Origin of the sequence: Butyricicoccus sp. AM05-1, from assembly GCF_003474415.1 — a bacterium.
In the GTDB taxonomy this organism is placed as follows: Bacteria; Bacillota; Clostridia; order Oscillospirales; family Butyricicoccaceae; genus Agathobaculum; species Agathobaculum butyriciproducens.
In genome coordinates, this window is record NZ_QUDG01000008.1 from 107,027 (window position 1) to 129,639 (window position 22,613).

The 22,613-nt window shown below is 58.7% G+C and carries 18 protein-coding genes; 4 read left to right on the plus strand and 14 right to left on the minus strand.

What is annotated here, in order from left to right:
• Positions 1 to 10: 10 nt before the first annotated feature.
• From DW088_RS11560 to DW088_RS11580, 5 genes are all read right to left on the minus strand, one after another.
• Entirely contained in the window at positions 11 to 1,582 is a 1,572-nt protein-coding gene (locus tag DW088_RS11560) for an NAD(P)/FAD-dependent oxidoreductase (protein WP_243029901.1), read from the minus strand.
• Positions 1,583 to 1,587: 5 nt separating this feature from the next.
• Positions 1,588 to 2,958 carry a CdaR family protein gene (locus DW088_RS11565; protein WP_118360834.1) on the minus strand — a complete coding sequence of 457 codons (1,371 nt, stop codon included), beginning with the start codon at positions 2,956 to 2,958 and terminating at the stop codon, positions 1,588 to 1,590.
• Positions 2,955 to 3,815 (minus strand): diadenylate cyclase CdaA, encoded by an 861-nt coding sequence (gene cdaA, locus DW088_RS11570; RefSeq protein ID WP_118360835.1) that lies wholly within the window; start codon positions 3,813 to 3,815, stop codon positions 2,955 to 2,957. Before cdaA ends, DW088_RS11565 begins: the two co-directional genes overlap by 4 nt.
• 175 nt (positions 3,816 to 3,990) lie before the next feature.
• Positions 3,991 to 5,118, minus strand: coding sequence for an aminotransferase class V-fold PLP-dependent enzyme (locus tag DW088_RS11575; protein WP_118360836.1), 1,128 nt, complete (start codon positions 5,116 to 5,118; stop codon positions 3,991 to 3,993).
• Position 5,119: 1 nt separating this feature from the next.
• Complete coding sequence (locus tag DW088_RS11580) at positions 5,120 to 5,329, minus strand: putative Se/S carrier-like protein (protein WP_158557323.1); 210 nt, start codon at positions 5,327 to 5,329, stop codon at positions 5,120 to 5,122.
• 134 nt (positions 5,330 to 5,463) lie between these two features.
• Between DW088_RS11580 and DW088_RS11585 the strand changes: the two genes are divergently transcribed.
• Entirely contained in the window at positions 5,464 to 5,694 is a 231-nt protein-coding gene (locus DW088_RS11585) for a hypothetical protein (RefSeq protein ID WP_118360837.1), read from the plus strand.
• A gap of 110 nt (positions 5,695 to 5,804) precedes the next feature.
• The gene (locus DW088_RS11590) at positions 5,805 to 7,007 is read left to right on the plus strand and encodes an ATP-binding protein (RefSeq protein WP_118360838.1); all 1,203 of its coding nucleotides are present in this window, start codon (positions 5,805 to 5,807) and stop codon (positions 7,005 to 7,007) included.
• Between the two features lie 195 nt (positions 7,008 to 7,202).
• Here DW088_RS11590 and DW088_RS11595 read toward each other — a convergent pair whose 3' ends face one another.
• The 3 genes from DW088_RS11595 to DW088_RS11605 form a co-directional block, all read right to left on the minus strand.
• Positions 7,203 to 8,798 (minus strand): trypsin-like peptidase domain-containing protein, encoded by a 1,596-nt coding sequence (locus DW088_RS11595; RefSeq protein WP_118360839.1) that lies wholly within the window; start codon positions 8,796 to 8,798, stop codon positions 7,203 to 7,205.
• Between the two features lie 361 nt (positions 8,799 to 9,159).
• The gene (locus DW088_RS11600; RefSeq protein WP_118360840.1) at positions 9,160 to 10,611 is read right to left on the minus strand and encodes a sensor histidine kinase; all 1,452 of its coding nucleotides are present in this window, start codon (positions 10,609 to 10,611) and stop codon (positions 9,160 to 9,162) included.
• 3 nt (positions 10,612 to 10,614) lie between these two features.
• A complete protein-coding gene (locus tag DW088_RS11605) occupies positions 10,615 to 11,295 on the minus strand; it encodes a response regulator transcription factor (RefSeq protein WP_110435133.1) in 681 nt (226 codons plus the stop codon).
• Positions 11,296 to 11,437: 142 nt separating this feature from the next.
• On the opposite strand from DW088_RS11605, the gene tsaA reads away from it, so the two are divergent.
• Complete coding sequence (tsaA, locus tag DW088_RS11610) at positions 11,438 to 12,118, plus strand: tRNA (N6-threonylcarbamoyladenosine(37)-N6)-methyltransferase TrmO (RefSeq protein WP_118360841.1); 681 nt, start codon at positions 11,438 to 11,440, stop codon at positions 12,116 to 12,118.
• Between the two features lie 106 nt (positions 12,119 to 12,224).
• Here the strand turns inward: tsaA and DW088_RS11615 are convergent, their stop codons facing one another.
• The 6 genes from DW088_RS11615 to typA form a co-directional block, all read right to left on the minus strand.
• On the minus strand, positions 12,225 to 14,099 hold the full coding sequence (locus tag DW088_RS11615) for a DUF4914 family protein (RefSeq protein WP_118360842.1): 1,875 nt from the start codon (positions 14,097 to 14,099) through the stop codon (positions 12,225 to 12,227).
• Positions 14,100 to 14,429: 330 nt separating this feature from the next.
• Positions 14,430 to 15,215, minus strand: a complete 786-nt coding sequence (locus DW088_RS11620) for a TIGR00282 family metallophosphoesterase (RefSeq protein ID WP_118360843.1) — start codon at positions 15,213 to 15,215, stop codon at positions 14,430 to 14,432.
• A gap of 799 nt (positions 15,216 to 16,014) precedes the next feature.
• Positions 16,015 to 16,974: a ribose-phosphate pyrophosphokinase gene (locus DW088_RS11625; protein ID WP_117488850.1), complete on the minus strand. Its 960-nt coding sequence runs from the start codon at positions 16,972 to 16,974 to the stop codon at positions 16,015 to 16,017.
• Positions 16,975 to 17,038: 64 nt separating this feature from the next.
• Positions 17,039 to 18,286 (minus strand): DapH/DapD/GlmU-related protein, encoded by a 1,248-nt coding sequence (locus tag DW088_RS11630; protein WP_118360844.1) that lies wholly within the window; start codon positions 18,284 to 18,286, stop codon positions 17,039 to 17,041.
• Between the two features lie 669 nt (positions 18,287 to 18,955).
• Entirely contained in the window at positions 18,956 to 19,342 is a 387-nt protein-coding gene (locus DW088_RS11635) for a RidA family protein (RefSeq protein ID WP_118360845.1), read from the minus strand.
• Positions 19,343 to 19,404: 62 nt separating this feature from the next.
• Positions 19,405 to 21,231 (minus strand): translational GTPase TypA, encoded by a 1,827-nt coding sequence (typA, locus tag DW088_RS11640; protein WP_118360846.1) that lies wholly within the window; start codon positions 21,229 to 21,231, stop codon positions 19,405 to 19,407.
• 233 nt (positions 21,232 to 21,464) lie between these two features.
• Here typA and DW088_RS11645 point away from each other — a divergent pair, with 233 nt between their 5' ends.
• A complete protein-coding gene (locus tag DW088_RS11645; protein WP_118360847.1) occupies positions 21,465 to 22,574 on the plus strand; it encodes a stalk domain-containing protein in 1,110 nt (369 codons plus the stop codon).
• Positions 22,575 to 22,613: the final 39 nt, after the last annotated feature.

Below are 22,613 nucleotides of genomic sequence, written 5' to 3' on the forward strand. Positions count from 1 at the left end.
TTTTCCATTCTCAATCTGCAAACTCTTCCATAATCCGAAATGCCGCTCTGATTCCGTCCACGGCGGCAGACATAATGCCTCCGGCGTATCCGGCGCCTTCGCCGCACGGAATGATGCCGCTGCAGCCGAGTCCGAACAGATCCTCGCCGCGCGTCATGCGCACCGGAGACGAGGTCCGCGTTTCCGGACCGGTCAGCAGCGCGTCCGCCGTGTCATAGCCGCGGATTTTACGACCGAAATACGGCAGGCTGTCCCGCAGCATGGTCTGCGCGAAGTCCGGCAGGCAGGCTGCCGCCTCTCCAAGCTCCACGCCGATGGGATAGCTGGGCTTGACCGCACCGAGTTTTCGGGTCGGCTTGCCGTTCAGAAAATCCCCGACCTTCTGGCACGGCGCGCGGTACGAGCCGGTCTGCGTGTACGCCGCGTGCTCGATCCGGCGCTGCAGCGCCACGCCGCCGAACGGCGTGCCGTCGTCGTAGTCCTTCGGGTCAACCGACACGGCAAGCGCCGCGTTGGCGTTTTTGCCGTCGCGCGCATGATAGCTCATGCCGTTGGTGACGACCGTATTCTCCTCGCTCTGTGCCGCAACGACCACGCCGCCCGGGCACATGCAGAAGGAATAGCACGCGCGTCCGTCGGCTCTGCGCGAGAGATTGTACTCCGCAGGCGGCAGCATGGGATGTCCCGCCGCCTTTCCGTACAGAGCGCGGTCGATCTCGGTCTGCAGGTGCTCGATGCGCACGCCCACCGAGAACGCCTTCGGCTCAAAGTACACGCCGTTTCCGTGCAGCGCGGCAAAGGTGTCGCGCGCCGAGTGACCGATGGCCAGCACCGCCCGCTCGCAGGCGATGTCCTGCCCGTCCGCCTGAACGGCGCAGAGCGCACCGTTTTTGACCGAAACGCCGGTCAGCGGCGTGCGGAAGCGCACTTCACCGCCGTTTTTGATGATCTCGCGGCGCATTTCACGAACTACATTCTTGAGGATATCCGTGCCGACGTGCGGCTTCGCCTTTTTGACGATATCCGCCGGAGCACCGTGCGCGGCAAGGATTTCCAGCACGTTGTCGCACAGCGGATCACCGATGCGCGTGGTCAGCTTGCCGTCCGAGTAGGCGCCGGCGCCGCCCTCACCGAACTGGATATTGCAGTCGGTATCGAGCGCACCGCCCTTCCAGAACGCATCCACAACCTTGTCGCGCTCGTCCAGATCTCCGCCGCGCTCGAGCACGAGCGGACGGTAGCCGTGCTTTGCCAGCACATAGGCGGCGAACAGTCCCGCAGGGCCGAGACCGACCACCACCGGACGGTGCTCGAGCCGCTTTTCGCCGTGCGGAATGACGATTTTCGTATTGGGTTTATAACGCACGAAGGGCATTTGCAGTTTTTCCGCAAATGCCTTTTCGTCGAACGGCGCGTCCAGACGCACCGAATATACCCGGCTGATCTGTCCGCGCCGCGCGTCAATGCTGACGCGGCAGACCGCCGCTTGTATGTCGTTTGCCGTGAGACCGGTCAGCCGACGTGCCTCCGCAATGGCGGCCTGCTCCGGCAGATCAAACGGCAGACGGATGCCGGTTACCATCAGGCTCACTGGCTGCCACCGCCCTTTCTTGTACGGTGCACGGTCGGCTCTGCGACCGTGCTGTCCGTATCGTCTGTGCTGTCTGTCTTATCCGAGGTGATCGTCTCATCCGACACATGCGGGTCGGTGATCTCAATCTCGACCTCAATATCCTCCTCGACGAGCGTTACGCCGCTCGGCAGACCGACGGTCGTAGCCACGCCCTTGACCTTGTGCCTGCCGACGCCAAGCGATACCGAATCGTAGGTCAGACCGATGGACAGGTTATTCACATCGACCTTCTGCAGCTGGCTTTCACTGCCGCGCAGCTCCATCTCGACCGACTTGGTGAGGATGGAAACCTTGTACGGCGTATTCTCCTGCGCGGTGTCGTTCCACGCGAACTTGGAGACCTGCACCTTGCGGGTTGCAATACCGTCCACCGAGATGGTGACGTTTGCCGTTTCCGGCTGACCGCTGACGAGCGAAACGCCGCTCGGCAGCTTATCCTTGATGGACATGGAGATCGGCGTGCCCGTGTGGACGCTGCCGAGGTCGATCTCACCGAGGTTGATTTCCTTGATGTCGCTCAGCACCGCCTGATCGCTCGCAATAACCTCTACGTTCTCCGGGTCGATGACGCACTGTACCTGATTCTGCGTCAGGCTGCCGCCGTCCTTGAGGGTAACGGTCAGCGGAATTTTGTTGACGCGGTAGATCGGAACCGAAACCTTGATCTTTTCGGTCTGGCTGGTGATATAGTTCGAGGTGAACGCCGCACCGTCCTGATCATACAGGGTTATCCTGCATTCGTAGTTGGTCAGCGAGGAATTGCGGCCGGTAACATCCACGGCTGCAACCGCCTTGGCCACCTGCGCCAGATCGGTTGCCGGACCGAAAACGGTGACCTTTTTGGTTGCCGCGGTCGGCTTGCCTGCGCGGTAGCCATCGCTCGGTGTGCCGGTCACATTGACCTCGATCGGAACATCCTTGCTCTCCACGCGGTCCACGCGGACGTGCACCTTGCCGGGATTGACATAGTTAGTCTCCACGCCGGACTTGCTGACCGACACGGTGACCGGAAGATCGTATTCATTCGCCTCGGTCAGACCCGAGATATCCACCGTTGCGGTGATCTGGCTGGCGCGGACCTCGCCGACGCTCTTGCTCTGACCGCGCAGGCTGACAGTGACCGTTGTGTTCTCGCCCTCGATGAGTTCCAGACCGGTCGATGCTTTCAGCTGCGACGCACCGATGACGCGCACCGGCACATCGTCAAAGCGCATGTTGCGCTCAGGATTGTCAATATCCATAACAACTGCCCACAGAACGATAGACAGCGCCAGCGACAGGAGCTTCAGCAGAAAATCCTGCTTTTTGATAAAATTCTTCTTCACTTGCCGGCACCTCCCTTCCACTTGTCGCGGATGGCGGCAATACGGCTTTTTTCGTTCCTGTTCCTGAGTTCATCGCCGAGCAGCTCGCTCTCGAGCATCTTCTGCAGAATCTCGGGCGACAGATGGCGCTTGAGCATGCCGCCGATGGCGACAGAGATCGCGCCGGTCTCCTCGGAGACAACGACGAGCACGCTGTCCGCGGTCTCGCTCATGCCGACAGCCGCGCGGTGGCGCGTGCCGAGGTCGCGCGACAGCCCCTGATTGCCGGAAAGCGGCAGCACGCAGCCTGCAGCGCACACCCGTCCGGCACGGACGATCATGGCGCCGTCATGCAGCGGGCTGTTCTTGAAGAAAATGTTCTTGATGAGCTCGGCAGACGGTGCTGCGTCCACTCTCGTGCCGGTGGCGATGATCTCGCCGAGACGCTCCTTGCGCTCGAACACGATGAGCGCGCCGGTCTTGGTCCTGGACATATCCGCGCACGCGGAAACGGTTGCAACGATCATGCTCTCCACCACATTCGGGTCGGTATCCGGAATCAGCATGCGGCTGAGGTTTCCCTTGCCGAGCTGCTCGAGCAGGCGGCGCAGCTCCGGCTGAAAAATGACCACAACGGCGAATACGCCGACGCTGAGCGCGTTGCGCAGCAGCCACGAGATCATGGTCAGATGCAGGAAGCTGGCGAACAGCATGATAAGCACCAGAACAAGAATACCCTTGGCCAGTCGTGCGGCGCTGGTATCCTTCAGCAGCTTCATAACACGGTAAATGATATACGCCACGACGAGGATATCCACCACGTCGATCGGCGTCATTGTGCGGAATTGATCAAACGCACTGAAAAAAGAACTTATCATGGTCCGCCATGATAAATTCGGTGAGAATACATTTTGCAGCGCTCCCATTTTGTCACCTATCCTAACTTGCTCCTCATATTCGCGGGCATTTGCGGATGCACGCAGCAGATTGCACGCAAACACCATGTTTTACCTTACTTATACTACCACAAATCCGGCTTTCTGTATAGCGTGTTCACAGTTTTTTTACCAATCTGCAAACTTTGTCTGCGGCCTGCTCCAGCTGCCGCGCCGTCGAGTAGAACGACAGGGACAGCCGCACGGTTCCGGTGTCCTCCGTGCCCGCCGTCCGGTGCGCGAGCGGCGCACAGTGCAGCCCCGCCCTGGTGCACACGCCCTCGTCCGAGAGCATATCCGCGAGCACCTCACTCGGCGTGCCGGGAACGCGAAAGGACAGCACGCCGGTCTGCTCCTTTCCGGCAAAGCACTCGATTTTGCTTTCGCGGGAGAGCGCACGGGCCAGCTCATGCACCAGCCGTCTCTCCTGCCCGGCAATGTGCGCTGGCGTGACCGCCCGGACAAAGGCGATGCCCGCCGCGAGTCCCGCGATGCCGGGCACGTTCGGCGTGCCGCTCTCGAGCGCATCCGGCAGAAAATCCGGCTGACGCAGCTCCTCGGAGAGACTGCCCGTTCCTCCGGTCAGCAGCGGCTTCGCAGCAATCCGGTCGTCGAGCGCCAGCAGAATGCCCGTGCCCATCGGTCCGTACAGCGCCTTGTGTCCGGGCATGCACACCGCCGCAAGACACGGATAGCGCTTTACGTCAATCTCCGCCACGCCCGCCGACTGCGACGCATCCAGGATGAGCGGCACGCCTGCCGCCGTCAGCAATTCCGCGATTTCGTCCAGCGGCGCAATGCTGCCGAATACGTTGGAAACGTGGCTCAGTATCATCAAGTCGGCGCCCTGCACAAGCGCCTGTTTCAGCGCGGAAACCATAACCGCGCCGTCCCACAGCGGCGTATCCAGCACGGTCGGCTCAATATTTCGAGCCGTCAGCGGCCGCATGACCGCATTGTGCTCGTAACCGCTCACAATGACGCGGGAATCCGGTTTTACGAGCGCATTTACCGCAATATTAAGCGCATGTGTGGCGTTCAGCGTAAAAATGACGCGCTCCGGCTCGCCCACGCCGAACAGCGCCGCTGCCTGCTCCCGGCAGGCGTACACCAGCTCTCCCGCTCGACCGGCTGCCGCGTAGCTGCCTCGTGCGTAGCCTGCCGCGCCGTACATCGCACGGCGAACCGCTTGCTCGACCGCCCGCGGCTTATACAAGGTGGTGGCAGCATTATCCAGATAAATCATGTCAGTCCTCCCGCAGCACGCGGCACGGCGGCGCACCAAGCTGACGCAGCCGATGCACAGCCCAGTCCGCCTGCTGCGCGCTCACGCGCACCGCCCATCCGCAGGATTCGGTTCGTTCGTGACGCGGTGGACGCGCGACCTCTCCCGGTACACCCAACCGCGCCAAATGCCGCCGCAGGCCGATGGCCTCGGTCTGACTGCGGCAGATCAACAGCGCATAACCGCCCATAAGGGCACTCCTCCCTCCCAATTCTGAGAAACTAAGGCAATACCGCATAATTGAACAAAAGCGATTTGTGAGTAAATTTTGCGGACTGACGAGGCGCAGTTTTGCGGTAATACTTGATGTATTACCGTGAAATCTCGGCAGCGCGGACGGAACTCGCGCAAGGAACCGAAGCCAAAGTCAGGGCACAAAATTTCCGCAAAGCGCCGCGGCAGTGCGACCGGAGCCTGCACAAGGAGCCGCGGCAGCGCGACCGGAGCCTGCGCAAGGAGCCGCGGCAGCGCGACCGGAGCCTGCGCAAGGAGCCGCGGCAGCGCGACCGGAGCCTGCGCAAGGAGCCGCAGCTTTAATTGTGCGGTGTTGCCTTAAGGTTTCTCCCCTCATACTATGTTGAAATGAGCAAAAAAGTGTGCTATGCTGATTAGGTTATAAACTACAATCCCGACTGGAGCTGAAAACAATGGAGCTTTCTGCCCTTTCCCTGCGTCTGCGCGCGCTTTCCGTGCTGCGCGGACTGCTTTCCCATCCGCTGGTGCGCGCCTACGGCGACACGCTGACCGCGCTCGACGGCACAGCCGCCGACTTTGCCGACCGCTACGGCGCACTGTGCGCGACCCGCTTCTCCTGCGGCGATATCGCGCAGGCAGTGCTCGATGCCGTGCACTTTGACACCAACACCCTGACCGATACCATCAACGCACCGGAAGCGGCTGTGCTCAACGCCGCAACCCACGATCTGGACGTGCTGAACGCTCTGCTTGCGCTCGACGGCGAAGCCTTCAAGTCCGCAGCAGCGGACAAGTTCTACGAGCCTGCACTTGAGGATCTGCCGGACTTCGAAGCCGCGGACTCGCTTCCGTTCTCCACCGGTGCGGCTCTTGCCGATTACTACCGCGAGGAGGGCTACGGCTTCTTCGCACAGTCCTCGGCGTTTGCTATGCAGGACGACGGCTCGGCGACCCCGATCGTGCATCCGGACGCCATCCGTCTGCACGACCTGCCCGGCTACGAAATGCAGAAGCAGAAAATCCTCAAGAACACGCTTGCCTTCCTCGACGGACGCGACGCCAACAACATCCTGCTCTACGGCGACAAGGGCACCGGCAAGTCCTCGACCGTCAAGGCGGTTGCCAACGAGTACGCCGACCGCGGCCTGAAGATCATCGAGATGTCTCCGCGGCATATCACCAACTTCCCCAAGCTGTTCGAGCAGACCCTGCGTTCGCCGTTCCGCTTCATCGTGTTCCTCGACGACCTGACCTTCAGCAGCGAGGACGACAACTTTGCCGCGCTCAAGGCGTTTATCGAGGGCGGTCTGGCCGGAAAGCCGTCCAATCTGGTCATTTACGCAACGTCCAACCGCCGTCATCTCATCCGCGAGAGCATGGCCGACCGTCAGGGCGATGAGGTGCGCGTGCGTGATACCCTCGAAACCGTCACCTCGCTGTCCGACCGTTTCGGTCTGGAGATCACCTTCTCCGTGCCGGATAAGGACGAGTACCTGTACATCGTCGAGCAGCTGGCCAAGGAGAACGACCTGAACCTTGATATCGACGAGCTGCACCTGCTTGCAGAGCGCTTTGCGCTGCGCCGTAACGGACGTTCGCCGCGTACCGCAAGACAGTTTATCAGCCAGCAGCTGGCGGAGCAGTATGGAAAATAATCAAGAATTATTTTCTCATTCCGAATGCAAAAAGCAGACTTTCAAAGCGAAAGTCTGCTTTTTTGTTTGAATCTGTGCTGTTTTCAGGAAAAAGGGCGGACACGCCGGTCCGCCCCCGCGAAGGCGCAAACCTCCGTTTTGTCTTATTGTCGGAGCTGTACCGGCGCGGCAGCGCCTAATTCCTAATCAGAAGAATTACCAGCCGAACGAACCAAACGGACTGGAGAACCGATAGCTGCCGTAGCCGTCATCCTGCTGCGAATTATCGCTCTGGCTGCTCCGGCTCTGCTGAGTCTGGGCATTCGGGTCATCACCCTCGAGGTCGTGCGAATCGGTCAGCGTGATGGTGATATTGAGCGTCTTGCCGGTCGAAATGCGGTATACGCTCAGCGTCAGCTTGTCGCCGGCCTTCTTATCCTGCTTGAGTTCGTTTACCTTATCCATGTCCGGGGTCGGGGTACCGTCAACGGCGGTGATGACATCACCGACCTGCAGACCCTCACTGGCTGCCTTTGCGCGGGAATCAATGGAATATACCTGCACGCCGGACACCTTGCCGTCCGCGGACTCGACGTTCTGGCCGGTGATGCCGATGGACGGACGGCCGGAAACGTAACCGTTCTGAATCAGCTCATCAACAATATCCTTGGCGGTGTTGATCGGGATGGCAAAGCCCATGCCCTCAACGGTGGCGCTGCCGAACGCATTGCCGGACAGCTTAGCGGATGTGATGCCGACCACCTGACCGTACTTATTGATGAGTGCGCCGCCGGAGTTGCCGTTGTTGATGGAAGCATCGGTCTGAATCAGCGTCATAACACGGTCATTGACGGTCAGATCGCGGTTGATGGCGGAAATACGGCCGCCGGTGATGGTGTTCGCAAACTGCACGCCGCCGGGAGAACCGATCGCGTAGGCATACTCGCCCGGCTCCAGCTCATCCGAGTCACCGAACTCTGCGGCGGTCAGGTCGCTTGTCGGCGTTACCTTGATGACCGCAAGGTCGGTCTGCTCATCCGTGCCGATGATCTCGGCATCAAGAGAGGTGCCGTCGCTCAGCTGTACGGAAACCGACTGTGCGCCGTCCACAACGTGGTTGTTGGTGATGATGTAGCCGTCCTTGCTCATGATGACGCCCGAGCCGCTGCCCGTGCCCTCCGAGGTGGTGGAGATAACCGATACGACCGACGGGTTGACCTTTTTGTAGATATCCTCACCGGCCATGCCGTCCGCGGTGTCGTAGTTGTCCGAAGAATTACTCGAATCCGACTCCGGCTTACTGTTGATCTGCAGCGTCGGCGCGGAATCCGAGGTCGATGCCGAAGCGCCGGAATCGCTGTTTGCATTGCCGCCGAACGCCATATTGCCGACAACGGCGCCGCCTGCAAACAGCAGGCACGCAGCTGCTACACCGCACAGACCAAGCGCTAAGCCTCTGCTGTGCTTTTTATTCTTCGGGGTGTGCGGCTTCTGGCTCATCGGCGGAACCTCGCCGAAGCCGGTCTGCTGCTGCGCCTGATGGAACTCCGGATGCTGCACCGGCGTCTGGAACGGCGTGCGCGGCTCCTCTGCCTGCGGCTGGTCGTTCTGCGGTGCCTGTGCAGGCTGCTCCGCCTGCGGCTGCTGCATCGGCTGCTCGCTCTGCGGAGCCTGTGCGGGCTGCTCCGCCTGCGGCTGCGGCATCGGCTGCTCGCTCTGCGGTGCGGTGTTCCGGATTTCGGCGGTCGGCTGTTCGTTATTCTGATCGCTGCTGTTCAGCGGTGTTTTGTTGTTCATGTTGAAGTCGTCCATGATACTGACCTCCTGTTGTTATTCGCGGGAACATTCCGTTCCCTCTGTTGATGCTTCTATCATAGTTTCTCAATGTGGCAGTTTGTTGAAAACAATATGAATATTTTTTGAACACTGTCTGTCGCGAAACTACAGTTTCGCCGACAAGAGGAACGGACCGTGGGCCGTTCCAAAGTCGTCCGAAAGTTCCTGTTCAGAAACTTTCTCCCTCCAGAAGTCCAAAAAGGGTGATACATGCTCCCCCTTTTTGAGCATTTGCAGAGCAAATGCTATTTCATGTGCGCTGCCGCGCGAAACGCTTCAATACAGCACATGCAGAAAAAAACTTCCATGCACAGTGATAGCACATGGAAGCCACTTTTTACGCGTTATTCTGTCGGTTCTGCTCCGGTGCGAGCGGCAGGGTGAACTCAAATTCGGTTTCGCCGCCGCCCGAGCGGACGGAGATCTCGCCGCCGTGCAGGTTGATGATGTTCTTCACAATATACAGGCCGAGACCCGCGCCGGTCTTATCCATCGAGCGCGAACGGTCGGTCTTGTAGAAGCGGTCGAACACATGCGGCAGATCCTCCGCCGAGATGCCGATACCGGTGTTGCTGATGGCGAACACGCACAGCTGTCCCTCCTGATGGACCTTCAGCCTCAGCGTACCGCCGTCCTCGATGAACTTTACCGCGTTATCGGTCAGGTTGTACACCACGCGGTACAGGTGGTCGCGGTCACCCATGACGGTCAGCCGTTCCTCGAGATCGCACTGCACATCCAGCTTCTTTTTCTCAATCTTCTGCTCAAACGAGAGCAGGATCTGCGCCGTCATTTCGGTAAAGTCGAACGGCGCCGGACTGAGAATCAGCTCGCCGGACTGAATTTTTGCGGCATCCAGCATGCGGTTTACCATGCGGGACAGGCGTTTGGTCTCCTCCGCGATGATCTTCAGGTACTTGTCGCGCTGGTCGAGCGGAATCGTGCCGTCGATCATGCCGTCCACAAAGCCGCCGATGGTCGTCATCGGGGTCTTGAACTCGTGGCTGACGTTGGAAATGAAGCCGCGGGTCAGCTCCTCGAGCTGGTCAAGGTCGCGCGCCATGTTGTTGAACGAGACCGCCAGCTCGTCAATCTCGTAGCAGCGGTTGTCCTCGGGCACGCGCACATCGAAGTTGCCGCCCGCGAATTCCTTAGCGGCGGCGGCAATCGTCTTGAGCGGACGCGTGACATGCTGAGAGATCATGAACGAAATCACCAGCATGACCGCCAGTGTCACCAGCAGGATGAGCACGAGCGTCTGCGTCGAGTGACGCACCACGCCTGCCGAATTCGGGTCCTGCGTGGAGACGAAGATCATCAAATCCGCATCGCCGTTATCATCCTTGACGCAGGTGCCCACCGTGTAAAACGAGGACTCACTCAGCACGCCGAGTGACCCGACAGACGCATAACTGCCGTTTTTGTGCATCTCTGCGACCACTTCGTTTGAGATATGATAGCCGGGCAGCGTGTAGGTCGTGCCGTCCGGCTTGGCGCCCATTTCAATGTTGCCGTCCGCGTCCGTGATGAGCACGGTCAGCTCATCCTCCTTGGCCACGCGCGCGATAGACAGCACATAAATCTGACGGATCACGTCAGAGTCCGTACCCTCGAGCAGCTTGCTCTGCTCGGCAAGGCTCTGCACGGTCGTGCGCAGCTCGGTCTGCTTGGCGTGCAGCGCGTAGCTGCTCATCTGGTAGCAGAACACCACGCCGGCCAGTGCAAACGCGCACACGATCAAAACCAGATGGGCCACATAGTCCTTGAAGAAAAAACTGCGTCTGCCCATGGCTTACTCCTTGGTCTCAAACTTGTAGCCGACACCCCATACGGTTTTCAGCTCCCACTTGTCCGAAACGCCCTCCAGCTTTTCGCGCAGACGCTTGACGTGTACGTCAACCGTTCTCGTGTCACCGAAATAGTCAAAGCCCCAAACATCGTCGAGCAGCTGTGCGCGGGTGAACACGCGGTTCGGACTGGACGCGAGGAAGTACAGCAGCTCGATCTCCTTCGGCGGCGCATCCACGCGCTTTCCCTTGATGACCAGATCGTACGCCTGCTTGTCGATCACCAGGTTGTCGAACGACAGCTTCTCGGGCGCATCATCCGGCGCCATGCGGCGGAACACCGCACGCACGCGCGCGATGACCTCCGGCATTTCGAGCGGCTTGACGATGTAGTCGTCCGCGCCCATCTCCAGACCGGAAACGCGGTCTGCGGTCTCGCCTTTGGCCGTCAGCATGATGATCGGCACATCGCTTTCCGCGCGGATCTCCCTGCAGACCGCCCAGCCGTCCATCACCGGCATCATCACGTCGAGCAGCAGCATGTCTGGCTTGTCCGACTTCCACTTTTTGATGCCCTCCACGCCGTTTTCCGCCTCGAGCACCGTGTAGCCTTCGCGCTCCAGATACAGGCGCAGCAGCTCACGGATGTTGGCCTCGTCCTCTACGATCAATATCTTCTTGGGCATAGTTCTCCCCTGCTTTCCCAGTTTAATCTGATTCTATTATAGCGCGTTTTTGAGGAAAAAGCATTAACAATCTGTAAAACACCGCTTTGCACCTGACAGTTCCTGTGCTATACTGAATATATCACCCAAAAGGAGAATTTTTATGTCACAGACGGTAGAAATGCATATTATTGCGCGGATACACAGCGATTTTCCCACCAAATTCGGCATTCCGCGGCAGAGCGGACTGGCGGACGTACCGGCGCGCATTGTATTCGAGCCGGAATACCGCAACGCGGATGCGCTGCGCGGCATCGAGGGTTTCTCTCACCTGTGGCTCATCTGGCAGTTTTCCGCCGCGGTGCGTGACGGCTGGTCACCGACCGTGCGCCCGCCCAAGCTGGGCGGCAACAAGCGCATCGGCGTGTTTGCGACGCGCTCGCCGTTCCGGCCGAACGAGATCGGGCTGTCCTCGGTGCGCCTTGACCGCGTGGAGCCCAACACGCCGGACGGTCCGGTGCTGCACATTTCGGGCGCGGATCTGATGGACGGCACGCCGATTTTCGACATCAAGCCGTACCTTGCGTACACGGACTCGCATCCGGAGGCGCTCGGCGGCTTTGCGCTCACGACCGATGCTGTGCGCGTGGAATGTCCGGCAAGCCTGCTCGAAAAGCTGCCGCAGGAACGCCGTCAAACCCTGCTGAACGTGCTTGCGCAGGACCCGAGACCGGGCTATCAGCACGAGGCAGGCCGCGTGTACGGGTTCCCGTTTGCGGGATTTGAGGTAAAATTCACCGTGGAAGGTGACTTGCTGACCGTTCTGCAAATCGAGAGTCGCTAACTATTCTGCGGTAAAATTTACGCGGTTCATGTACCTCGTCTATTCCGTGCCGAAAACGAAAAAATCACCGAAACGATTTGTTTCGGTGATTTTCTTTTACGTTTTATTAGAGGCCGGTCGGAGTGATCTTCTCGAAGTCCTCCAGCGTGCCGCCGTTCATGAAGCAGTCGATGATCTGCTTGCCGAGCGGCTCAAGCTCCGGCGTATCGAACTTCGCCAGCTCCTTGCGGAAGAAGTCGGTCAGGATCTTTGCGCCTGCATCGTAGCCGTCGGTGCCTACGCGGTCCTGCGTATCAACGCGCAGGAACTTAGAGCGGATCTTCTGGCCGTCGATGGTCAGATCCTTCATCGCGTAGCCGAGCAGCGGGCAGCGTGCCGGCTCGAGGTGCTCGCGGCGGATCTTTGCGCCGCCGTGGCGTGCCAGATACTCACGGGAGATCCACTCAGCCGCAAAGCCGACCTTGTAAACGCCGATGTGCTGGTTCGGGATCAGAACGTAGCGGGTGTTCGGGCTGTCCACGATCTGGTGCAGCAGCAGGTTGGCCTGCTTTACGCGCTTGCCGGTTGCAAACGGCCAGTAGGAACCAACGCCCTCGCTCTTCAGCTCGTTGCCGGTTACAATAGACGGGTTATTGAAGCCGCGCGGTGCGATCAGGCGCCACAGCCAAGCCAGTGCCGGCGGAATGATATGCAGCATACCCATGATGCCGTAGTTCGGGTTATCGCGGGTGGAGGGGGGCATACGAACGCCGAAAGAGCGTACGTCTACTTCTACCGGCTCCTTGACGATGTTCGGAACATCCCAGCGCGGCACGATGGCACGCGGGTTGGAGCACGGCTTGCCGTTGGAATCCAGCGTGTGCTCCCAGATCAGCAGGGTTGCACCCGGATGGCCTTCCATGTTGAAGAAGCACAGCGGCTCCTTCGGCTCGGTGCAGATGCGCTCGTAAACCGGATCGCAGCCGTAGTGGGTTACGCCGTCCATGCGGAGGAACCAGCCGTCCTCACCGTCAACGAGTACCAGCTTACCGGACTTGTTCTGCACGCCCGGATAGCAGGTAGCCATATCATCGCACACCGGCTCGATCTTGCAGGTGGAGCTGATATGCAGGTAGGTCTTTTCGCCCGTTACCGTGTTGGTAGAGAGCAGCACCTCGCCGTCCGGCTCGCGGGCGATGTCCTGCAGCATCTCGCTCTTGCCGCCGCCGGAAGCGCCCTCGTGCATGATGACAAGCTCGTTCTCGTACGGGGTGATCAGACGGCCTGCAGAAGTATGGCAGGTGGTCCAGCCCTCCTGCTCGCCAATGTCGAGCAGTACGGAGTAAACACCCTTCTTGGCAGACGGGCCCGGATACAGGTTGTAGGAGAATACCTCGTGGCAGTCATCCAGACGGTTGTGAACAACAACCTGCTTGCCCTCAAAGTGGGTGTGACGGAACGGAGGTGCAACATAGATGATCGCACGCGGCTTGTAGCCCTCGGTCTCCTCTGCGCTTACAAAGCCCTGCAGATGTGCCAGCGCGAATGCGAAGAACGCGCACTGCTTCGGGCATACGAGCATGGAGCCGTAGCCGTACTGGTTGCCGCCGGAATTAAACGGCATGAGGATCAGCTCCTGCGTCTTGAACCAGTCCATGGTCTCGCGGCGCAGCTTGTCGAACTTGTAGCCGTACACATCCGCAAAGCGCTTCTTATCGGTCGGCTTGTCGTCTGCGATGCGCATGCAGTCCGGCTCGCGGCGGCGCATGTAATCCTCTGCAAAGTTGACGGATGCGCCGTTCTTGCAGCGTACAACGTCAGCTTCCTTGATCTGGCCCTTGCCCGGTACATCGAATACAACGTCGTACACGTCGGCATGTTCCGGACCGAATACCATGTCGTACAGTTCCGCCTTGCTGGTGGGAACAAATACGCCCTTGCAGTTCTCGATGACATCGGTCAATTCATCGGTAAAGGTGAATTTGGTGAGCAATGAGTTCATCTGTATCATTTCCTCCTTAAGCACCGCGGAGTCCCTCGCCACGGCATGCTAACCGGGCCGGTTAAATTTCTTAACCTTTGCCCCATTGTCTTTCGATTATAGCATACCGCAAAACCCACCCTCTCGTCAACTGTGATTTTGCTTTTTTTGCAAGTTGAATTACAAGTTCTTGCAAAATGTACAAAACCTGAGGGATTTCTCACTGTTTTCCCGACACGGTCACTTGTCCGCCGATAGGACTTTTTTACGAAAACGTTTCCGCATGGCAAAATCCGTTTCACAATGCGCAATCGTGTATCAAAAGTGCGATACTGTGCATCTGCGTACACTTTATCTCACATTCCAGCGCTCCCACACACGGGTGACGGAATTGCATTTTCCGTTTCTCGTAATATCGAACAGCGCACCGGCAACTGCACAGTCGCCCTCAGCTGTCTTGAAATACTCGGTCAGGTCACCGCGAAACATGGCGATGGACTGCTCCACGCGCACGCCGAGCACGGACACGATCGGGCCGGTCATGCCGATATCCGTGATGTAGCCGGTGCCCTTGGGATTGACGCGCTCATCCGCGGTCTGCACATGCGTGTGCGTGCCCCAGACAGCCGCCGCGCGGCCATCGAGGTAATAGCCCATGGCCAGCTTTTCGCTCGTGGCGTTCGCGTGGATTTCGGCAAGAGCCACGTCGTACATGCCCTCGTTTTCCTTGAGGATGCGGTCTGCACACAGGAACGGATTATCCGGGCCGAATTTCATGTCGCAGCGGCCGATCAGGTTCATGACGAGCAGGCGCATGCCCTGCGGGCCGTCATAAATGCCCCAGCCCCGACCGGGGCTTTGCGGCGCAAGATTGGCCGGACGGAGAACATCCGAACGGCTGTCCAGATACGGCACGATCTGCTGCTTGCCAAACACATGGTTGCCGAGCGTGATCACGTCCGCACCGGCGGCAAAAATATCATCCGCCTGATGCGGGAGAACGCCGTTTCCGGCTGCATTTTCGCCGTTTACGATGACGAAATCTGCGCTGGTGTCGCGCTTGATGCGGCGGAGCAGGCCGTGAAGCGCGTCGATACCCGCCTCACCGACCACATCGCCGATGACTAATAGTTTCATGGATTACCTCTTTCTATCATTGCTGCAAGCCGTTGATTGGTTCCGCTGGATTCAGCGAGGAGTGCGCCGCCGCTGTGGCGGGAGCATGCCGCGCCCCGCGGCGGGGGGCAAGAGGGTAGACACCTACGGTTTCTACCCTCTTAACTCCCGTTTCCCTTTGTTTCCGAGTCTGGCGCAGATTGCCGTCATGTGACCGCTTCGAAATAGGAAACGGCAGAGGATTTTTTTCTATCGTAGGGGAGCACAGTGTGCTCCCATGCCGAGACATATTCGCAGCGTCAGATACCGTACTGCTACACATGTGGTTTCATCTCCGCAGGGCGCGGCATGACAGTGCCGCGCTTGCGCAGAGTAGTCCGTATGTGTAGCAGTAATGTATCTGACACTGCGAACAGGTTGAGAAAGATACGGAAGAAAAAAGCCTCTGCCGTACTCCTTTTCGAAGCGGTCACATGTCGGCAATCTGCGCCAGATTAGGAAGCAAGGGAAAGGTAGGAGTTCAAAGAGGAAGGAAAACCGCAGGTTGTCCTTCCTTTTTGCCCCCGCGGCGGGCGCCGCGACGCTCCCGCCGTCCGCAGACGGCGAATCCCCCCGCTGAGGTTCAGCGAAAAACTCCCCGCCCGGATAGGGTGAACCGCCTGCGCGGTTCAAGTGCCCCCGCTCAGCCGGTGCTGAAAAGGCTGCCGCCCGGAAAGGGCGAACCCGCCTGCGGCAGTTCGTGTCCCCCAACTGGTCGGTGCAGGAAATATATACAAAAAAGAGCTGCTGCGCAATGCAACAGCTCTTTCGTCTGTTAATCTTAATCGAACAGCGTCGAAACCGAAGTTTCCTCGTAGATACGCGCGATCGCCTCGGTGAACACCGGTGCAACCGGCAGGACGTTGATCTTATCCAGCTTCTTGTCGTTGGTCAGCGGGATGGTATCGAGGATGGTCAGCTCCTTGATCGGGCTGTTCTGAATGCGCTCGATCGCCGGACCGGACAGTACGCCGTGGCTTGCACAGGCGTAAACCTCGGTCGCGCCGCCGCGCTCTACCAGAGCGTCCGCTGCGTGTACGAGCGTGCCTGCGGTGTCGATCAGGTCGTCAACCAGAATGCACTTCTTGCCCTCTACGTTGCCGATGATGTTCATAACCTCGGATACGTTGGCCTTCGGACGGCGCTTGTCAATGATGGCAAGCGGCATATCCAGCTTCTGGGTGAACTTGCGGGCACGGGTAACCGAGCCCAGATCGGGAGAAACGATAACGGTATCATCGGTGCCGACGCCGAACTTGCCCGCAATGTACGGGATCAGAACGGAAGAACCGAGCATGTTATCCACCGGAATGTCAAAGAAGCCCTGGATCTGTGCAGCGTGCAGGTCCATAGTCAGCACGCGGTCAGCGCCTGCAGCGGTAATAAGGTTTGCGACCAGCTTTGCGGAGATCGGGTCACGCGCCTTGCTCTTGCGGTCCTGACGAGCGTAGCCGAAATACGGGATTACAGCCGTGATACGGCCTGCCGATGCACGCTTGCAGGAGTCGATCATGATGAGCAGCTCCATCAGGTTGTTGTTTACCGGACCGCAGGTGGACTGTACGAGGAACACGTCCGAGCCGCGAACGGATTCCGACATGGAAACCGAGATTTCGCCGTCAGCGAAGGTGGAGATGGCAGCCTTGCCGATCGGCAGTCCGAGCGCAGAAGCGATCTGCATCGCCAGTGCGGGATGGGAGTTGCCGGAGAAAATTTTGATGTTTTTTCCGTGAGAAATCATTGATTTGCCTCCGTCATATAAATATATTTTTTGTTCCGTGTGGATTTATATACGTTTTATGGATTTACTTCTTGTCCTTCTCGTGTGCGGCGCGGCGGCGGTCGTTCCAGCCCTCAAGATTGGTCTGGCGGGCGCGCGCAACGCTCAGCGCACCGGCAGGAACGTCCTTGGTGACAGTCGTACCGGCGGCCGTAAACGCACGGTCGCCCAGCTTGACAGGCGAAACGAGGTTGGTGTTGCAGCCGATGAAGCAGTCGTCACCGATCTCAGTGCGGTACTTGTGATAGCCGTCGTAGTTGACAACGACCGTGCCGCAGCCGAAGTTGACGCGCTCACCGACGGTCGCGTCGCCGATATAGGTCAGGTGCGAAACCTTGGTGCCGTTGCCGATGGTGGACTTCTTCAGCTCTACAAAGTCGCCGATGCGGCAGCCGTCACCGACCACGCTCTGCGGGCGGATATAGGCGAACGGACCGACCGTGGTATTGCTGCCGACGGTGGATTCATAAACCTGCGAATCGTTTACCGTGGTGCCTGCGCCGATCTCGGCTTTTTCGAGGATGGTGTTCGGGCCGATGACCGCGCCCGCGCCGACCTTGCAGCCGGGACGGATGTGACAGCCGGGCAGAATGGTCGCGCCCGGAGCAATATCAGCGTCCGGCGCAATGTAGGTGCTGGTCAGATCGAAGATCTGCACGCCCTTCTTGATGAGGCCGAAGTTGACACGCTGCATCATCTCGACCTGCGCCATAAAGGCCGCCGTACCGTCGCAGATGACGTAAATCTTGTTGGTGATGGCAATGCCCTTCTGCGCACCGGCTGCAACAGCCGCCGCAACCAGGCCGTCGAGCGTATCAGCGCCGCTCGCGAGTGCCTTTTTCAGCATATCCCAGGTGAACATGGCGGCATAGCAGCGGCTGTCTCTCGGCAGCGGCTGACCTTCCGCGTCAAAGCCCTGCTGCTCGGCAGACAGTACGCTGACGCCGTAACCGGTGTTCAGGTGCGTCTCGGCCAGATGGAACAGCGCATCCTCCTCTGCCAGTGCAAACGGAGCCGCCAGCACCAGAACGTGCTCGCTCTCCGGCAGCGCAGCCAGCGAGGCAAAACGATTTGCGGCATCGAGCGCGATGTCCTGTGCGCCGGCAACGGCAGGCTCCCTGTCGTCGTGCGCAAAGAAGCATGCCTCCACCGCATCAGGCAGCGCATCCCGCATTGCATCGCCCGCAGTGCCAAACAGCACCGGACGCGCAAAGGCAGAAATGCCGCTTTCGTCAAACAGGCCGCCAACCATGACGGCATTTACTTTATTCATCGCAGAAATCCTTTCGTTTCTCAAGGGTCATACGACCAGATTTTCCGATATAGCTTTATTATACAACAGTATGCCGCAAATTGCATTATCATTTTTCGATAAATTTCTTCTCACCGCATAATATTTTTCGCCGTTTGCATACAAAGGCCGCAAAGCAAGCATTTTGGTGGGAATTGAAGTGATGGAGAATTGAGATACCCACCGCAGTGGGCGTCCAGCGAGCAACCGCCGCAGGCGGCTCTTAGCGAGTCGGAATGGAGGATGGCGACTTCGTGTGGAGAGTGAAGATCACGCCAACCGCGAACCACGTTCGCGGCATACAATACGCGGTTTGCTTGCATAACCGCACCCACAAGGCAGGCGGCGCGTGCCGCCGAGCCTTCCGCGGGCGACCGCGTTTCCGCCACCCCATAAAATCCCGCAGGGATTTCTGCACCCAGAGAACCCATCACGCCGCGGAGCGCATAAAATGGAGCGCGTGCGCGACAAAAATGGCAGGACATGCGCCTGCCATTTTTAACAAACAGTAAAACACCCCGAAAACCGGAAAGTTTTCGGGGTGTTTTGCTGCAACAGGTGTTCCCGCCCTGTCCGTGAAACGGACACGCGCGGCGACACCGTCCCTCGATTCAAAGGACAAGTCCTTTGAATCGAAAAAGCCGCAGGCTTTTAGCCCTGTACAGCTACTACTTCTACCTCAACCTTAGCGCCGAGCGGCAGAGCAGCTACTTCAACGCAGGAACGAGCCGGAGCGCCTTCCGGGAAGTACTTCGCGTACACGCCGTTGAATGCAGCAAAGTCGTTGATGTCGGACAGGAAGCAGGTGGTCTTGACAACACGGTCAAAGGACACGCCGCCCTGTGCCAGAACGCACTGCAGGTTCTTCATAACCTGCTCGGTCTGCTCCTCGATGGTGGTTGCTACAATCTTGCCCGCCTTCGGGTCGATCGGAACCTGACCGGAGGTAAATACGAAACCGTTTGCAGCGATTGCCTGAGAGTACGGGCCTACTGCTGCCGGTGCGAGATCAGTGTGCAGAACTTCCTTGATAGCCATGGTGGGAATTCTCCTTTATATATCTTTATTTTTGATAACAGGGTGAAATGAGTGCAAAAATGTTACTTTTTGCCGCCCTTGGTCTTTTTCAGACGCTCGGTGTTGGACAGAACGCGCTTGCGCATACGGATGCTCTCCGGGGTGATCTCGAGCAGCTCATCGTCGGAGATGAACTCGAGTGCCGCCTCGATGGACATCTGGCGCGGCGGAATCAGGCGCAGCGCATCATCCGAACCGGATGCACGCATGTTGGTCAGCTGCTTCTTCTTGCAGACGTTTACAGCCATGTCCTCGCCGCGCGGGTTCTCGCCGACGATCATGCCTTCGTATACCATCGTGCCGGGGCCGATGAACAGCGGGCCGCGATCCTGTGCGTTGAACAGGCCGTAGCCGACAGCCTCGCCGGCCTCAAACGCGATCAGAGAACCGGTGGTGCGCTTCTGGATATCGCCCTTGTACGGCTGATAGCCGTTGAATACGGAGGACATAACGCCCTCGCCCTTGGTATCGGTCAGAAACTCGGTACGGTAGCCGAACAGGCCGCGTGCCGGGATGATGAACTCGAGGCGCATACGGTCGGTGCCCTTCGGGTTCATGGAAACCAGCTCGCCCTTGCGGGAGCCCATCTTCTCCATGATCGCGCCGACAGCATCTGCCGGAACGTCCGCGATCATGCGCTCCATCGGCTCACAGGTCTTGCCGTCGATCTCCTTGAGCAGTGCCTTCGGTGCGCCGACCTGGAACTCGTAGCCCTCACGGCGCAGGTTCTCGATCAGGATGGACAGGTGCATCTCACCGCGGCCGCAAACGCGGAATGCGTCGGTGGTGTCGGTCTCGTTTACGCGCAGGGATACGTCCTTGAGCAGCTCACGGAACAGACGCTCACGCAGGTGACGGGAGGTAACAAACTTGCCTTCCTTGCCGGCAAACGGAGAGTCGTTGACCATAAAGGTCATCTCGACGGTCGGCTCGGAAATCTTAACGAACGGCAGAGCCTCAACGTGCTCGGGGTCGCACAGGGTCTCACCGATGGTAACACCTTCGATGCCGGAGAAGCAAACGATCTCGCCTGCCTGTGCCTCCTCGATCGGCTGACGGCCCAGCTCCTCGATGGAGTACAGGGTAACCAGCTTCGCGTTGTACGGCTTGGTGTTGCCGTGGTAGTCGCAGACGGTAACCTGCTGACCTACCTTCATCGAGCCGCGCTCGATACGGCCGATACCGATACGGCCAACGTACTCGTTGTAGTCGATAGAAGAAACAAGCATCTGGGTCGGGCCTTCGGTATCAACCTGCGGCGCCGGAATGTGCTCGAGGATCTGCTCGAACAGCGGGGTCAGGTCCTTGCCCTCCACATTCGGGGACATGGAAGCGGTGCCTGCACGGCCGGAGCAGTAAACGATCGGGCTGTCCAGCTGCTCGTCGGTCGCATCAAGGTTGAGCAGCAGCTCGAGAACCTCGTCGCCGATCTCGTTGAGACGAGCGTCCGGACGGTCGATCTTGTTGATCGCAATGATGATCTTGTGACCGAACTCCAGTGCCTTCTGCAGCACGAAACGGGTCTGCGGCATCGGGCCTTCTGCTGCGTCAACCAGCAGAACAACGCCGTCTACCATCTTGAGGATACGCTCTACCTCGCCGGAGAAGTCGGCGTGGCCCGGGGTATCTACGATGTTGATCTTTACGCCCTTGTAATGTACAGAGGTGTTCTTTGCCAGAATGGTAATGCCGCGCTCACGCTCGATGTCGCCCGAGTCCATGACACGCTCCTCTACCACCTGATTTTCGCGGAAAGCGCCAGCCTGCTTGAGCATCTGATCGACCAGAGTAGTCTTGCCATGGTCAACGTGCGCAATGATGGCGATGTTGCGTAAATCGTTACGGATCATATATTCTATTCCTCCATCAGCGGGATTATTTTCGTACAGAATTTATTATACCCGTTTTTTCGTTCATTTTCCACCTATTTTATCGTCAAAATTACGGCGATATATCCGCTCTAAATTGTAAAATATTTTGCTAACTGATAAAAATTCCGCTCAGGATACAGTTGACGCAGACAGACCGCTGCCGTACAATAAGGAAAAGACGCAAGCGTCTGATAAAAGGAAGGAGAATCTCTATGAACAAAATCGGAAAGGCAATGCTCTGCACCGTACTGACCGGCGCAATGGCTGTCGGCGCCGCAGGCGCGGCTGACCTCGGCACACTGACACCGCAGGGTGCAAAGGCATACCTCGACCAGATCGTCACGCTGCAAAACCAGTACGGCAAGGCTGCCGCGCGTACAGATGACGGCTTCAGCGGACTGCTGACCGGACTTTCCATGGCAAAGCTGGTGGATATGGACGGCGACGGCACGCCCGAGCTGTACTGCGGCGCAGGTCTGGACGGGCAGCATATGTATTCGTATGCGGATGGGAAAATCTACGCGCTGGATATTCCGGAGGGCGTGAGCAACTTCGGCACGGACGTTTCGCCGTGCGCGGATTTCTATGTTGGCGGCACGAAAGCCTATCTCGTGGACGGCCATGAGATAATGAACGGCTTCCCCGTCAAATACCTGACCAAGCAGGGCCGCAAGATCGTCACTGCGCTGACCTATACCGATGCCATCGACGACGATACTGGTAACCATATCTGTACGCTCAACGGCGAAAGCGTGACCTATCACGAGCTAAGTGCCGCACAGGTTGCCTTCACTAAGGGTATGACATGGGAGCACTACTCCTTCTGGGAAAGCCCATACAATGTGCCGGAGGTGCGCTCTGCCCGCGCATCGCTGACCGACACCATCACTTCCCTTCGCACGCTCACCAATCCGACTGCATATGTTTCCAAGCACAAGGTCGAGCTCAACGGTGCAAAGGCCAATCTTGCAGCCTATACCATCAACGGCAGCAACTATTTCAAGCTGCGCGACCTCGCCGCTGCCCTCAAGGGTCTGGACAGCGAGTTTGCGGTAACATGGAACGCCGCCCAGCAGCGCATCGACCTGACGAGCAAGACCGCATACACGCCGGTCGGCGGCGAACAGGCTGCCCTGCCCGCCGGCAATAAGGCCGCCTCGCTCACGAGCGCCGCTGTCTACCTCGACGGCAACCCGCTTTCCCTCACCGCCTACTCCATCGGCGGCAACAACTACTTCAAGCTGCGCGACCTCGTTTTCGCGCTCGGCTTTTCCGTGGATTGGAACGCGGACACCATGACTATGATCTTGACCGTAAAATAAAAAACACGCTGCACACAGCAAAAAGCCACCGTTTCAAAG

Excerpts from the sequence above, each read along its gene's own strand:
- DW088_RS11560 (WP_243029901.1), bottom strand. The coding sequence starts at position 1,582 with ATGGTAACCGGCATCCGTCTGCCGTTTGATCTGCCGGAGCAGGCCGCC.
- cdaA (WP_118360835.1), bottom strand. The coding sequence starts at position 3,815 with ATGATAAGTTCTTTTTTCAGTGCGTTTGATCAATTCCGCACAATGACG.
- DW088_RS11575 (WP_118360836.1), bottom strand. The coding sequence starts at position 5,118 with ATGATTTATCTGGATAATGCTGCCACCACCTTGTATAAGCCGCGGGCG.
- DW088_RS11585 (WP_118360837.1), top strand. The coding sequence starts at position 5,464 with ATGTATTACCGTGAAATCTCGGCAGCGCGGACGGAACTCGCGCAAGGA.
- DW088_RS11590 (WP_118360838.1), top strand. The coding sequence starts at position 5,805 with ATGGAGCTTTCTGCCCTTTCCCTGCGTCTGCGCGCGCTTTCCGTGCTG.
- DW088_RS11595 (WP_118360839.1), bottom strand. The coding sequence starts at position 8,798 with ATGGACGACTTCAACATGAACAACAAAACACCGCTGAACAGCAGCGAT.
- DW088_RS11600 (WP_118360840.1), bottom strand. The coding sequence starts at position 10,611 with ATGGGCAGACGCAGTTTTTTCTTCAAGGACTATGTGGCCCATCTGGTT.
- DW088_RS11605 (WP_110435133.1), bottom strand. The coding sequence starts at position 11,295 with ATGCCCAAGAAGATATTGATCGTAGAGGACGAGGCCAACATCCGTGAG.
- tsaA (WP_118360841.1), top strand. The coding sequence starts at position 11,438 with ATGTCACAGACGGTAGAAATGCATATTATTGCGCGGATACACAGCGAT.
- DW088_RS11615 (WP_118360842.1), bottom strand. The coding sequence starts at position 14,099 with ATGAACTCATTGCTCACCAAATTCACCTTTACCGATGAATTGACCGAT.
- DW088_RS11620 (WP_118360843.1), bottom strand. The coding sequence starts at position 15,215 with ATGAAACTATTAGTCATCGGCGATGTGGTCGGTGAGGCGGGTATCGAC.
- DW088_RS11625 (WP_117488850.1), bottom strand. The coding sequence starts at position 16,974 with ATGATTTCTCACGGAAAAAACATCAAAATTTTCTCCGGCAACTCCCAT.
- DW088_RS11630 (WP_118360844.1), bottom strand. The coding sequence starts at position 18,286 with ATGAATAAAGTAAATGCCGTCATGGTTGGCGGCCTGTTTGACGAAAGC.
- DW088_RS11635 (WP_118360845.1), bottom strand. The coding sequence starts at position 19,342 with ATGGCTATCAAGGAAGTTCTGCACACTGATCTCGCACCGGCAGCAGTA.
- typA (WP_118360846.1), bottom strand. The coding sequence starts at position 21,231 with ATGATCCGTAACGATTTACGCAACATCGCCATCATTGCGCACGTTGAC.
- DW088_RS11645 (WP_118360847.1), top strand. The coding sequence starts at position 21,465 with ATGAACAAAATCGGAAAGGCAATGCTCTGCACCGTACTGACCGGCGCA.